The organism is Pseudomonas fluorescens (assembly GCF_902497995.1).
GTDB lineage: Bacteria > Pseudomonadota > Gammaproteobacteria > Pseudomonadales > Pseudomonadaceae > Aquipseudomonas > Aquipseudomonas fluorescens_BK.
Genome location: NZ_CABVII010000014.1, coordinates 161,813 through 173,610, shown reverse-complemented (window position 1 = coordinate 173,610; position 11,798 = coordinate 161,813). Strand labels below are relative to the sequence as shown.

Here is an 11,798-nt window from a genome sequence, read left to right as displayed (position 1 = left end):
CTGCAAGACGAGCAAAACAAGGGCGCAAAGTCTAACAGGGCAGGGGGGATTGAATAAGAGGAATTATCGTTTGGTTGATGTGGCGCAGGGTTTATCTGGAAGCCGCGATCTCCTGTGGGAGCGGGCTAACAAAAAAAGGCGACCCGAAGGTCGCCTTTTGTTCAGACAGCGTTGATCAGAACTCGTGATCGGCATTGTCCGGGTTCAGGTCGCTGATGCCCAGTTTGCCGGCAGCCGCTTCGATCGAGCCGGTCTGCTTGACCAGGGAGGCGATAGCGTCACGGACGATCTGGTTGCCAGCCGTATTGCCGGCGGCGATCAGTTGGTCGTAGTGCTCACCCTTGTTGGCGTGATCGACGATGACCTGCATCTTCGCTTCGGTCGCCGCCAGGTCGGCTTTCAGTGCGGTGTCGGCGGCCGGGTCAGCCTTGGCCACCAGGGACGACAGGCTGGCGCCGGTCATCTTGCTGCCGTCGACGCGGGTGTATTCGCCCAGGTAGACGTTACGGATGCCTTTGGCGTCGTAGAACTGCGAGTTATGGGTGTTGTCGCTGAAGCAGTCGTGTTCGTCTTCCGGGGAGTTGGCTTCCAGGGAAACCTTCATGCGCTCACCCGCCAGTTCGCCCAGGGACAGGCTGCCCATGCCGAACAGCATTTTACGCAGGCCGCTTTCAGCCGGTTCCGCTTCCAGGGTGGCGCGGTAGTTGTCGGCCACGTTCGGCTTCCAGTTACCGACCATCTCTTCCAGGTCGCTGACCAACAGCTGGGTCACGGATTTCAGGTAAGCGCGACGACGCTCGTTATGACCGCCGGTGGCACCGGCGCCTTCAAGGTAGTCGGAAGCCGGACGGTTGCCGGCGCCAGGGCCGGTGCCATTCAGGTCCTGACCCCACAGCAGGAATTCGATGGCATGGTAACCGGTGGCGACGTTGGCCTCGGAACCGCCCAGCTCGTTCAGGCTGGCGAGTTTTTCCGGGGTGATGTCCTTGACGTCGATCTTGTCTTCGCCGACCTGGACTTGCGTGTTGGCGATGATATTGGCGGTGGCGCCCGGGTTACCCAGTGCGTGTTCGTAGGACTTGTCGACGTAGTCGATCAGGCCCTCGTCCAGTGGCCAGGCATTCACCTGACCTTCCCAGTCGTCGATGATGGTGTTGCCGAAGCGGAACACTTCGCTCTGCAGGTAAGGAACGCGAGCGGCAACCCAGGCGGCCTTGGCGGCTTTAAGGGTGTCGGCGTCCGGTTTGGCGAGGAAGGCGTCGACGGCGGTTTGCAGGGTTTTCGCGGTGGATTCGGCATCGCTGTAAACGGCGAAGACGACGTCGGCGTAATGCGCGACAACGGCTTTGGCGGCGGCTTCGTCGACTTTACCGGCAGCAGCAGGGGCAACAGCCGGAGCCGGTGCCGTGGTCGTGGCGGCTGGAGTAGGCGCTTGCGGAGCGGCAGCCTTGTCTTTGCCTTCGCCACAACCGGCGAGGGAAATAGCGATGGCCAACAGACTGGCGGTAGCCAGAGGCATACGAATCATGGCGAACATCCTGCTTCGAGAGGGGGTGGAATGGCGCAATCAACGCGCAAAACTGCGACATAATGCAAATCTTTCGCATTATGTGTAAAGGGTTGTAGCTGGAAATATTTCTTATTCACACGGTCATCGCACCCTGTAGGAGCGAGCTTGCTCCGGGCGGCGTTCCGACGATGGACGTGAACAATGACACGTGCTGCCTGGAAGAACGCGTCGCCTGCAGGTTTTTCGCGAGCAATCGAGCGTCGACCGGCTGCTCCTACAGGGTGACCTTCGCATTATTGCGCTGCGCCAGCTTGAGATAAGCGCTCAACTCCCGCGCCGGCAAGGGTTTGCTGTAGAGATAGCCCTGACCTTCATGGCAGCCTTCGGAGATGATGTAGGCCTCCTGCTCGGGGGTTTCCACGCCTTCGGCGATCACCTGCATGCCCAGGCTCTTGCCCAGCTGGATGATGGCCCGAACGATGGTCGCGTCATCGTCGTCGTCGAGCAGGTCCTGCACGAAGCTCTTGTCGATCTTGATCTTGTCCAGCGGCAGGCTTTTCAGATAACTCAGTGACGAATAACCGGTGCCGAAGTCGTCGATCGCGATCAGTGCGCCGGAGCGACGCAGGCTCAGCAGGTGTTGGGCTGCAGTGCTGATGTCTTCCATCAGGCCGGTTTCGGTGACTTCCAGCTCCAGACTGCGCGGCGGCAGGCGGTACATCTGCAGCAGGTTGTTGACCACCCGTGGCAGCTCGGCGTGATGCAACTGCACGGTGGACAGGTTGACCGCCATGCGCAGGTCGGCGAAACCCTGGTCATGCCAGTCGCGCAACTGCTTGCAGGACTGATCCAGGACCCATTCACCGATGGCGATGATGGTGCCGTTTTGCTCGGCCAGCGGGATGAACAGTTCGGGGGGGACCAGCCCGTGCTCGGGATGCTGCCAGCGAATCAACGCCTCGACGCCCACTACCCGATGATCGCGGTAACTGATCTGCGGTTGGTAGACGAGGTAGAACTGGTTGCGGGCCAGGGCATCGCGCAGGTCTTTTTCCAGTTCGCGACGGCGGCGCATCTCGGTGTCTACGCTGGCGATATAGAACTGATAGCGAGTGCGCGAGCGGGTCTTGGCCAGGGTCATGGTCTGCTCGGCCTTTTGCAGCAGCTTCTCGGTGCTGTTGCCGTCCTCGGGGAACAGGGTGATGCCGATGGTGGCGCGCAGGCGGATCTCTTGATGATCAATGGCAAACGCCGCTTCCAGGTCATCGAGAATGCTTTGGGCCAGTTTGGCCGCTTCGTAGGGTTGTTCGATATCGGCCTGAACCAGGGCGAACTGGTCGCCACCCAGGCGGGCGAGGGCGCCGAGACGACCGCTGTGGGCCCGCAGGCGATCGGCCAAGGCCAGCAGCAGTTGGTCGCCGGTCTGGTAGCTGAACTGCTCGTTGATGCCCTTGAAATCATCCAGCCCGACACAGAGCACCGCGACCCGCCGTTGCAATTTGCCGGCGTCGACCAGGATCTTGTCCAGTTGTTGCTGCAATTGCTGACGGTTTGGCAGGCCGGTGAGGAAATCATACTGGGCCATGCGCAGCAGGCTGTTTTCGGCTACGTGACGCAGATGGGTGTTGCGCTCGATGGACTCGAGCAACTGGTTGGCGGTGTTGATCCAGATCCCCAGTTCGTTTTTCTCGTGGCCCTTGAGCTGGGGAATCTTGTGTGCGCTGGGTCGGTCCGGATTGATTTCGGTCAGGTGCTCGATGATTCGCGACAGCGGTTTGGTCAGTAGCCAGTGGTAGACCAGGTACAGCACCAGCGCCATGGCCAGGGCGCGCAATACGCCGGAGATGAAGATGATCACCGAGCTGACGATAAAACCCTGGCCGTAAGTCGCGGTGTCGAGGGTGATGCTCAGGTCGCCGTAATATTCGCTGTAAGGGCTGCGACCCACCAGTTGGGTGGTGAAGGTGCGTTCCTTGCCGAGGATCAGGTCGGTCAGCCAGCGACTGTTGGATTGCTGCAACTCACGGGACTTTTGCGCGAGCATGGCCTCGTTGGGATGGCCGATGGAAGCCTGGCGCACGGCGGCGTCCTGGAACAGGCCTTCGATGACCTGCATGCCCATTTCCCGGTCCAGGCTGTAGACGGCCTGGGTCGAGGGGTCGCGGAACATGTCGAGGATGCGCTGGGCATCGCCGGCCACGGCCTGACGTGTTTTATAGGCATCGAAAACGATCTGCGCGCAGCTCAAGACCACGCCGACGATCAATGCCGACAGGAGCACGACCCGGAGCAACTTCACCGACAAGCTGTTCTTGAGTTCCAGCTTCAAAGAGTCATTCCTTGTTCCGTGCGGGTAGCATCAAGTTGCCGTGAGTATTGGCAATCCGGTAATGGCAGTCAAAGGGACAATCAAGCACAGGGGCATTTGCCTGTGGCTTGGCCGAAATGCTGTGGTCGGGAGTCATTTCCTTATGAGTACTGTGTCGGTTGTTGAGTCCTTCAACTTGAGGGGGGATTTTGACTTATTTTCCTTCTGGTTGATGTTAGACGGCTGTGGCGTTGGGGCAAGGGGGGGAATGCTGGTTTCATTGTGGGAAATTGGCCGTATGACCCGATTCAACTGTGGAGCGAGCCGGCTCCGGACCATATTTTGCGCATCAACGCGGACCTCGTAGGAGCTGGCTTGCCAGCGAAGGCGGCCTTCGAGCCGATCCTTTCCTTTCAGGTGTACATATCCATTCCTGCGGTAACGGCCACCTATGGTTTCGCCCTTACGGCGAGGCACTTTTTTCAAACGCCAAAAAAGTACCCAAAAAGGCTCGCCCCGGCGTCCGGCCCCTCGCTAAGGCTCGGCGTTCCTTCGCTCCGGTATTCATCCGGGGACACTGCCCTCCGGTCTGCTTCGCTACGACCTACATGCAGCGTGTTCGACTGCGTCGAACGGCGCTGCGCGCCACTCCCCGGATGAACACCTCCACTCAGCCTCCCGAAGGGGCGGGTGGATCAAGATCAAGAGCTGCAGGCGAGCTAACGCTCGGCCTGATGAGTGGTGAGAAGCACCGGTGTACCCGGCCCCCGGTAGGAGCGAGCTTGCTCGCGATGGTCGTTAACGATAACGCGTGTTTACTGGTTAAACGCGGCGCTCTTGAGTCCATCGCGAGCAAGCTCGCTCCTACAATTTCCTGACCGGCATTGAGGCTTGCCCGCCGCACTGATTTTGCGGATGTACACGAAACCCCTGTAGGAGCGAGGCTTGCCCGCGAAGACGGCCTGCCAGCCGACCTGATTCTGCAGATGTACCCAAAACCCTGTGGGAGCTGGCTTGCCAGCGATGAGGGCCTGAAGGCCGACCAATCAATTCCCGTTGTACCCGATTGATCACATTGCCACCTTCTCGCGTGGCAAGCAGCGAGGGACACTCCGCGTTCCGTTTTTACGTGTTTAAACACATGTAAAAACATCAGACGATTCCCACACAGTTTTCAGGTTGCCCGTCGGAAGCCGACTCAATAGCCTGTAGCTGTCGCTGAAAACTCAGCGATCGGGCGTGAGAACCCGGCAGAGAGTGTTAATCCAGTGCCAGTACCACCATAATTGCTGCCAGCTTATCCGCTGCCTGCAGATTCGTTATGGCGGCTGTGTGCGGGCAGACCTCGGTCTGGCCGGATTGCTCCTTGCCGGTTTCTCACTCCGCACATAGCTGCCACCTCTTCGCCCGCGTGAGAAACGGCAAGTGATGGCTCCGATTTTTTAAGGAGTGTTACATGAATAAGTTAATCCCCGATCCCCCCTGCAACACCACCAAACCCTACAGCCCCAACACCCTCTTCATGATCGTCCCCGACACGGATACCGAATCCCTCCTCGCCCACGCCTGCGAATCATTAGCTTCAGCCAACGTCATCGCCAATGACTTCGCCACCTACCTGACCGGCCCCCAGCGCAGCACCGCGCTGGCCATCGCGCAGATCGTCATGCTGGCGGAACTGGCGGTGAATCGGGCGCTGGATAACGTCGATCCGCAGGGGTAAACGTCAAGTCTGTTTAACCGCGTTATCGTCTTGACCGGTCCGGCTTTCTTGTGAAGTCGGACCTACTAGAATCAGCGTATCCTTCAGTTGTTCGAGCGTAAAATATTACCTTTATTAATTGTTTGCTTTTGGATGGCTAATCTGTAGGAGTCGAACTACACAAATGTGCGAAATGTCTTACGAGGATTTCGATTGACCTACTTCCAGTTACGCCTATTATTGATTTTGCACTTAATGATTTAAATGTTTAAAAATACTGCAGGCCGGGTTTGAAAAAAAATCATAGGCTTGCAGTATTTTATAGCTACTCTGAGACTATGTTTAGTCGGCGCGGAACCAAAAAATCGCCCGTTTACTTTATCTTAAAACCCAAAAATTCTAACGAAAAGGCCGTTTGCAAAAACGCCTAAACCAGTTCAAAATTTTGACCAGCGAGAGAGCACTACATGAGTGAACACAGCTACCAGGTAGAAATCCGCTGGACCGGTAATCGCGGCGTGGGCACGTCTACTTATGGCGCTTACGATCGAGATTATACCGTCACATCCAAAGGCAAACCTGTCCTGCAAGGATCGTCAGACCCCGCATTTTTGGGCGATCCCGCCAAATGGAATCCAGAGGATATGCTGGTGGCGTCGATTGCTGCTTGCCACAAGTTATGGTATTTGCATTTATGCGCCATCAATAAGATCGTCGTCACTGGTTACGTTGATAACGCGGTGGGGTTCATGGTGGATGAACACCCTACTCGTAAAGGGCATTTCACCAAGGTGATATTGCATCCGGAAGTTGAGATTACTTTGAATTCAGACAGAATGCTCGCCAGTAAACTACATGAACAGGCTCACCGTGAGTGCTTTTTGGCCAATTCCGTCAATTTTGAGATTCAGTGCGAACCCTTAATTAGATCATTGTGATTGTAACGAAACCGGATAATCGTTTTTTCAGAGAGAGTGAATTTTACGAGCTCTACCGGACGTTAATCGACGCTTCGTTTGCGGCGGATAATACGGTCAAATGGGGTGACTCAAGATCCACACATAAAAAACCCGGCCAATAAGCCGGGTTTTCTGACTGGCATCGATCTTAAGCAGTAAAGGTTTTGCCTTCAAACTGCTCAGCCACGAACTTCCAGTTGACCAGGTTCCAGAACGCCTCAACATACTTCGGACGCAGGTTGCGGTAGTCGATGTAGTAGGCGTGTTCCCAGACGTCGCAGGTCAGCAGCGGGGTGTCGCCGTTGGTCAGTGGGTTGCCGGCGCCGATGGTGCTGGCCAGGGCCAGGGAACCGTCAGCTTTTTTCACCAGCCAGCCCCAACCGGAACCGAAGGTGCCGATGGACGTCTTGCTGAATTCTTCCTTGAACTTGTCGAACGAACCGAACGAAGCGTTGATTGCTTCCGCCAGTGCGCCGCTTGGCTGACCGCCGGCGTTTGGCGCCAGGCAGTTCCAGTAGAAGGTGTGGTTCCAGACCTGAGCGGCGTTGTTGAAGATACCGCCCGAGGAAGATTTAACGATCTCTTCCAGGGTCTTGCCTTCGAACTCGGTGCCTGGCACCAGGTTGTTCAGGTTCACGACATAGGTGTTGTGGTGCTTGTCGTGGTGGTATTCCAGCGTTTCCTTGGAAATATGCGGCTGCAGGGCATCGTGTGCGTACGGCAGCGGCGGCAATTCGAAAGCCATGATGATTCTCCTAATCAGGTCAGTTGCGGTGAGCGCAAGGCCGATCACGGGCGGCCAAACAAGCGCCGGGGAGTTTGTACTCTTTGCGGCGCAGGGTTCGGATCATAGCACCGGGGGGGCGGCATAACCACGCAACAACTGTGTGGAATAGAGGTTCCAGAGCCTTTTGGAATAAATCAGGGCGCGCTGATCAACTGGAACGCCACGGCGAACATCATGGCAGCCACCAACAGGTCAAGAATTCGCCAGGTACTTGGGCGGGCAAGCCACGGCGCCAGCCACGCGGCACCGAGCGCCAAGGTGAAAAACCACAGCAACGAAGCGCTCGCCGCGCCTACGACATAAGCGCCCGGCTCTGTTTGTTGCGCTCCGAGGGAGCCGATCAGCAGCACGGTGTCCAGATACACATGCGGGTTGAGCAAGGTCACGGCCAGCGCGCTGAGCATCACTGCCCGAAGTGAGCGGACTGTCTGATTTTCGCCTTGTTGCAGACTTTGTTTCGAGCAGGCCCGACGCAGCGCCAGGCTGCCGTACCACAGCAGAAACGCCGCGCCACCCCAACGGGCAATGGCCAGCAGGGTCGGGTTCTGCGCCAGCACCGTTGCCAGGCCAAATACCCCGGCCGCCACCAGCAACGCATCGCAGATGACACAAAGCGCCGCCACCGGCAGGTGATGTTCGCGCCGCAGGCTCTGGGCCAGCACAAAGGCGTTCTGGGTGCCGATCGCCATGATCAGCCCCGCGGCCACCAACAGGCCGTTCACATAGCTTTGCCACATAAGGTTTTACTCCGCGTTGGCTGCCAGGCCCCGTAGCACCTGCATGGCCCGTTCGGCATCGGCCAGGCCGACGAACAGGTGATCGTGGTAGTAGCCGGCAACCACGTTGCAGCTGATTCCGGCCTGGCCCAATGCGGTGGCGAACGCGGCGGTCAGGCCGACGGCTTCGAGGGCCGAGTGCACGTTCAGGGTGATCCAGGCCGCGAGGTAGTCGAAACTGAAACCGGCCTTCTCGGCGTGGGAACGTTCGAGAATCACGGTCAACCCTTCCTGTTCGCGGAAACTGCCGACGATCTCAAGGCCAACAGGCAGCTTGCCATCGCGCAGGGTGCAGAACACGTATTCGCCGGCGTTGAGTTGCGGGCTCATGCTGCGCAGCAGGGTTGCCAATGAGGTTTCGCCAGCCATGTGGATGTTCCTTGTTCAAGAGTGCTTGCTGGCTATTCTGCGGTGCAACGTTGTATAAGAAAAACCAATAGTACTGATCGCTCATTAGGAAAACTGATGTTCGACTATAAATTGCTTTCTGCCTTGGCCGCGGTGGTCGAGCAGGCTGGATTCGAGCGCGCGGCGCAGGTGCTGGGTTTGTCCCAATCGGCTGTCTCCCAGCGCATCAAGTTGCTGGAGGCGCGGGTTGGCCAGCCGGTGTTGGTGCGGGTGACGCCACCCGCCCCGACGGACATCGGCCGCAGATTACTCAACCATGTGCAGCAGGTGCGGTTGCTTGAGCGGGATCTGCAAACGCTGGTACCGGCGCTGGACGAAGAAGGGCAGCCGGAACGCCTGCGCATCGCCCTGAATGCCGACAGCCTGGCCACTTGGTGGGCGGTGGCGGTGGGCGACTTCTGTGCCGAACAACATCTACTGCTGGACCTGGTGGTCGAAGACCAGACCGTCGGCCTCAAACGCATGCGCGCAGGCGAAGTGGCGGCCTGCGTCTGCGCCAGCGAGCGCCCGGTGGCTGGCGCGCGCAGTGTGTTGCTGGGCGCGATGCGCTACCGCGCGCTGGCCAGCCCGGCCTTCATTGCCCGGCATTTCCCCGAAGGTGTGCGTGCCGATCAGTTGGCCCGAACCCCGGCGCTGGTATTCGGTCCGGACGACTTCCTGCAGCATCGCTATCTGGCCTCTCTGGGCGTGGACGGCGGTTTTGAACACCATTTATGCCCATCGTCCGAAGGCTTTATCCGTCTCACGGAGGCGGGCCTGGGTTGGGGGCTGGTGCCTGAGCTGCAGGTGCGCGATCAACTGGAGCGAGGCGTGTTGCGCGAGCTTTTGCCAGATAAGCCGATCGATGTGCCGCTGTACTGGCATCATTGGCGCAATGGCGGTCAGCTGTTGGGGTTGCTCACCGATCAATTGGTGCGCTCATCGAAGCAATGGCTGGTGCCTTGGGAGCAGCCTTGAGCGTCAAGCTGCAAGTTGCAAGCGAGCGCTTGCGGACCGTTTTTTACTTGCAGCTTGCAGCTTGCAGCTTGAAGCTTGCAAAAGCATTTGTTGGAGCAATTCATGAAGATTCTGGTTACCGGCGCCAGCGGTTTCATTGGCGGGCGCTTTGCGCGTTTCGCCTTGGAACAGGGCCTGGACGTGCGGGTCAACGGTCGCCGGGCCGAGAGTGTGGAGCACTTGGTGCGCCGTGGCGCCGAGTTCATTCAGGGCGACCTGAGCGACCCGCAACTGGCGCGAGACCTGTGTTCCGACGTCGAAGCGGTGGTGCATTGCGCTGGCGCTGTCGGTTTGTGGGGGCGCTACCAGGATTTTCATCAAGGCAACGTTCAGGTCACCGAAAACGTGGTCGAAGCCTGCCTGAAACAGCGCGTCCGGCGGCTGGTTCACTTGTCGTCGCCATCGATCTATTTCGATGGCCGCGATCATCTGGGATTGACCGAAGACCAGGTGCCCAAGCGCTTCAAGCATCCCTACGCGGCGACCAAATACCTGGCCGAGCAAAAGGTCTTCGGTGCCCAGGAATTCGGCCTCGAAACCCTGGCCTTGCGCCCGCGCTTTGTGACGGGTGCCGGCGACATGAGCATTTTCCCAAGGTTGCTGAACATGCAACGCAAAGGTCGCCTGGCAATTATCGGCAACGGCTTGAACAAGGTGGATTTCACCAGCGTACAGAACCTCAATGAAGCGTTGCTCAGCAGCTTGCTGGCGACGGGCTCAGCCTTGGGCAAGGCTTACAACATCAGCAACGGTGCGCCGGTGCCGTTGTGGGATGTGGTCAATTACGTGATGCGCAAGATGGATGTGCCACAGGTCACCCGCTACCGTTCCTTCGGTCTGGCCTACACCGTGGCGGCGCTCAACGAAGGCGTGTGCAAGCTATGGCCGGGCCGTCCCGAGCCGACCCTGTCGCGCCTGGGCATGCAGGTCATGAACAAAAATTTCACCCTGGATATCAGCCGGGCGCGGCACTATCTGGATTACGATCCGAAGGTCAGTCTCTGGACGGCACTGGATGAGTTCTGTGGCTGGTGGAAGGCTCAGGACATCCACTGAAAAATCCAGTAATGAACCGAGTCCGGGGGTTCAGGGTCAATCGGTGCGGCAGTGGGGGTTATACTCGCCGCATCAAGCCATCACCGCGTTCCACAAAGGTTGACTCAATGTCCATGCGTAACGATGCCAACGACGACTTCGACGATGTACCGAGCCTGCGTGCCGACAGCCTCGACGACGATGATTTTGTGCCCACCGCTCGCAACTCGGTGCGTTCGCGCCCAACGCCCGTGGCCAAGGTCAAAAGTCCTAGCACCGGCCCGTTGTGGGCGCTGGTTGGCGCCTTGTTCTTTGCGTTCGCCGGCCTTGCCTGGTGGAGCTTTCAGCAAATCTCGCTGATGGAACAGCAATTGGTGGCGACTCAGGAAAGCTTCGCCCGTATCAGCGAGGACGCGGCGGGGCGCCTGCAGGACATTTCCGGCAAGGTGGTCGCCAGCCAGACCAACGTCAGCAGCGACAGCGAAGCCTTGAAACTGCAGATCAAACAGCTGGAAAGCAAACTTCAGGACCAGGGCCGGCAGCAGCAAGGTGTCGCCGGCCAGACCTCCGAGCTGGACAAGCGCCTGGCGCAGATGACTGCGCAAACTACCGAGCTGGATAAGCGACTGGCGCAGATGGCCACCCAGAACACCGAGCTGGACAAACGACTGGCGCAGATGGTCACCCAGAACACTGAACATCAGAGCGCCAACACCCAGTTGCAGGCGCAGGTCAAAGCGTTGGACAGTGAATTGGCCACGCTGAAAAGTGCCCCGGCCGACACCGGCAAGATTGACGCTCAGCTGAAAAGTCTCGGCGCCGACATCGCCGCACTGAAGAAGCAAGGCAACCCGAGCGCTGCCATCGACCGTCTGGAGCAAGACATGATTGTGCTCAAGAGCCAGCAAGACAATCGTCCGAGTGCGGCACAAGGCGCCTCGACCGCCGAATTCGACGCCTTCCGTGGCCAGGTCACGCGCAACATCAACACCCTGCAGGCGCAGGTTCAAAATCTGGCGCAGCAGCTGCGCGCCCGCCCATGATCGTCTGGCTGACAGACTGCAGTCGCGGTGTATCTGTCCCACCGCGTTAACGTTCTTCGCCCTGTAGGAGCGAGGCTTGCCCGCGAACCAGGCGCTGCGGTGTATCTGTTCCACCGCGTCATCGTTCTTCGCCTGTAGGAGCGAGGCTTGCCCGCGAACCAGGCGCTGCGGTGTATCTGTTCCACCGCGTTATCGTTCTTCGCCGGCAAGCCTGGCTCCTACAGCGAACCAGGCGCTGCGGTGTATCTGTTCCACCGCGTTATCGTTCTTCGCC

Annotated in this window: 10 protein-coding genes; 5 read left to right on the top strand and 5 right to left on the bottom strand. The window is 58.6% G+C overall.

Annotation, left to right across the window (positions count from 1 at the left end):
- Positions 1-175 precede the first annotated feature (175 nt).
- Positions 176-1,528 (bottom strand): imelysin family protein, encoded by a 1,353-nt coding sequence (locus F8N80_RS17935; RefSeq protein WP_150745093.1) that lies wholly within the window; start codon positions 1,526-1,528, stop codon positions 176-178.
- A gap of 256 nt (positions 1,529-1,784) precedes the next feature.
- Positions 1,785-3,839 (bottom strand): putative bifunctional diguanylate cyclase/phosphodiesterase, encoded by a 2,055-nt coding sequence (locus F8N80_RS17930; protein WP_150745094.1) that lies wholly within the window; start codon positions 3,837-3,839, stop codon positions 1,785-1,787.
- A 1,435-nt stretch (positions 3,840-5,274) separates the two neighbouring features.
- Here F8N80_RS17930 and F8N80_RS17920 point away from each other — a divergent pair.
- Both F8N80_RS17920 and F8N80_RS17915 read left to right on the top strand, forming a co-directional pair.
- Entirely contained in the window at positions 5,275-5,541 is a 267-nt protein-coding gene (locus F8N80_RS17920; RefSeq protein WP_150784360.1) for a DUF6124 family protein, read from the top strand.
- Positions 5,542-5,987: 446 nt separating this feature from the next.
- A complete protein-coding gene (locus F8N80_RS17915) occupies positions 5,988-6,458 on the top strand; it encodes an OsmC family protein (protein WP_150784359.1) in 471 nt (156 codons plus the stop codon).
- 169 nt (positions 6,459-6,627) lie between these two features.
- Here F8N80_RS17915 and F8N80_RS17910 read toward each other — a convergent pair whose 3' ends face one another.
- The 3 genes from F8N80_RS17910 to F8N80_RS17900 form a co-directional block, all read right to left on the bottom strand.
- Positions 6,628-7,224: a superoxide dismutase gene (locus F8N80_RS17910; RefSeq protein WP_150744526.1), complete on the bottom strand. Its 597-nt coding sequence runs from the start codon at positions 7,222-7,224 to the stop codon at positions 6,628-6,630.
- Between the two features lie 176 nt (positions 7,225-7,400).
- A complete protein-coding gene (locus F8N80_RS17905) occupies positions 7,401-8,003 on the bottom strand; it encodes a LysE/ArgO family amino acid transporter (protein ID WP_150744525.1) in 603 nt (200 codons plus the stop codon).
- A 6-nt stretch (positions 8,004-8,009) separates the two neighbouring features.
- Positions 8,010-8,411, bottom strand: a complete 402-nt coding sequence (locus F8N80_RS17900; protein WP_150784358.1) for an ACT domain-containing protein — start codon at positions 8,409-8,411, stop codon at positions 8,010-8,012.
- 96 nt (positions 8,412-8,507) lie between these two features.
- On the opposite strand from F8N80_RS17900, the gene F8N80_RS17895 reads away from it, so the two are divergent.
- The 3 genes from F8N80_RS17895 (at position 8,508) to F8N80_RS17885 (ending at position 11,524) form a co-directional block, all read left to right on the top strand.
- Positions 8,508-9,407, top strand: coding sequence for a LysR family transcriptional regulator ArgP (locus tag F8N80_RS17895; protein WP_150744523.1), 900 nt, complete (start codon positions 8,508-8,510; stop codon positions 9,405-9,407).
- Positions 9,408-9,509: 102 nt separating this feature from the next.
- Positions 9,510-10,502, top strand: a complete 993-nt coding sequence (locus F8N80_RS17890) for an NAD-dependent epimerase/dehydratase family protein (protein ID WP_150744522.1) — start codon at positions 9,510-9,512, stop codon at positions 10,500-10,502.
- Positions 10,503-10,609: 107 nt separating this feature from the next.
- Complete coding sequence (locus tag F8N80_RS17885) at positions 10,610-11,524, top strand: ATPase (RefSeq protein WP_150784357.1); 915 nt, start codon at positions 10,610-10,612, stop codon at positions 11,522-11,524.
- The last annotated feature ends 274 nt before the right edge of the window (positions 11,525-11,798 follow it).

Excerpts from the sequence above, each read along its gene's own strand:
- F8N80_RS17935 (WP_150745093.1), bottom strand. The coding sequence starts at position 1,528 with ATGATTCGTATGCCTCTGGCTACCGCCAGTCTGTTGGCCATCGCTATT.
- F8N80_RS17920 (WP_150784360.1), top strand. The coding sequence starts at position 5,275 with ATGAATAAGTTAATCCCCGATCCCCCCTGCAACACCACCAAACCCTAC.
- F8N80_RS17915 (WP_150784359.1), top strand. The coding sequence starts at position 5,988 with ATGAGTGAACACAGCTACCAGGTAGAAATCCGCTGGACCGGTAATCGC.
- F8N80_RS17910 (WP_150744526.1), bottom strand. The coding sequence starts at position 7,224 with ATGGCTTTCGAATTGCCGCCGCTGCCGTACGCACACGATGCCCTGCAG.
- F8N80_RS17905 (WP_150744525.1), bottom strand. The coding sequence starts at position 8,003 with ATGTGGCAAAGCTATGTGAACGGCCTGTTGGTGGCCGCGGGGCTGATC.
- F8N80_RS17900 (WP_150784358.1), bottom strand. The coding sequence starts at position 8,411 with ATGGCTGGCGAAACCTCATTGGCAACCCTGCTGCGCAGCATGAGCCCG.
- F8N80_RS17895 (WP_150744523.1), top strand. The coding sequence starts at position 8,508 with ATGTTCGACTATAAATTGCTTTCTGCCTTGGCCGCGGTGGTCGAGCAG.
- F8N80_RS17890 (WP_150744522.1), top strand. The coding sequence starts at position 9,510 with ATGAAGATTCTGGTTACCGGCGCCAGCGGTTTCATTGGCGGGCGCTTT.
- F8N80_RS17885 (WP_150784357.1), top strand. The coding sequence starts at position 10,610 with ATGTCCATGCGTAACGATGCCAACGACGACTTCGACGATGTACCGAGC.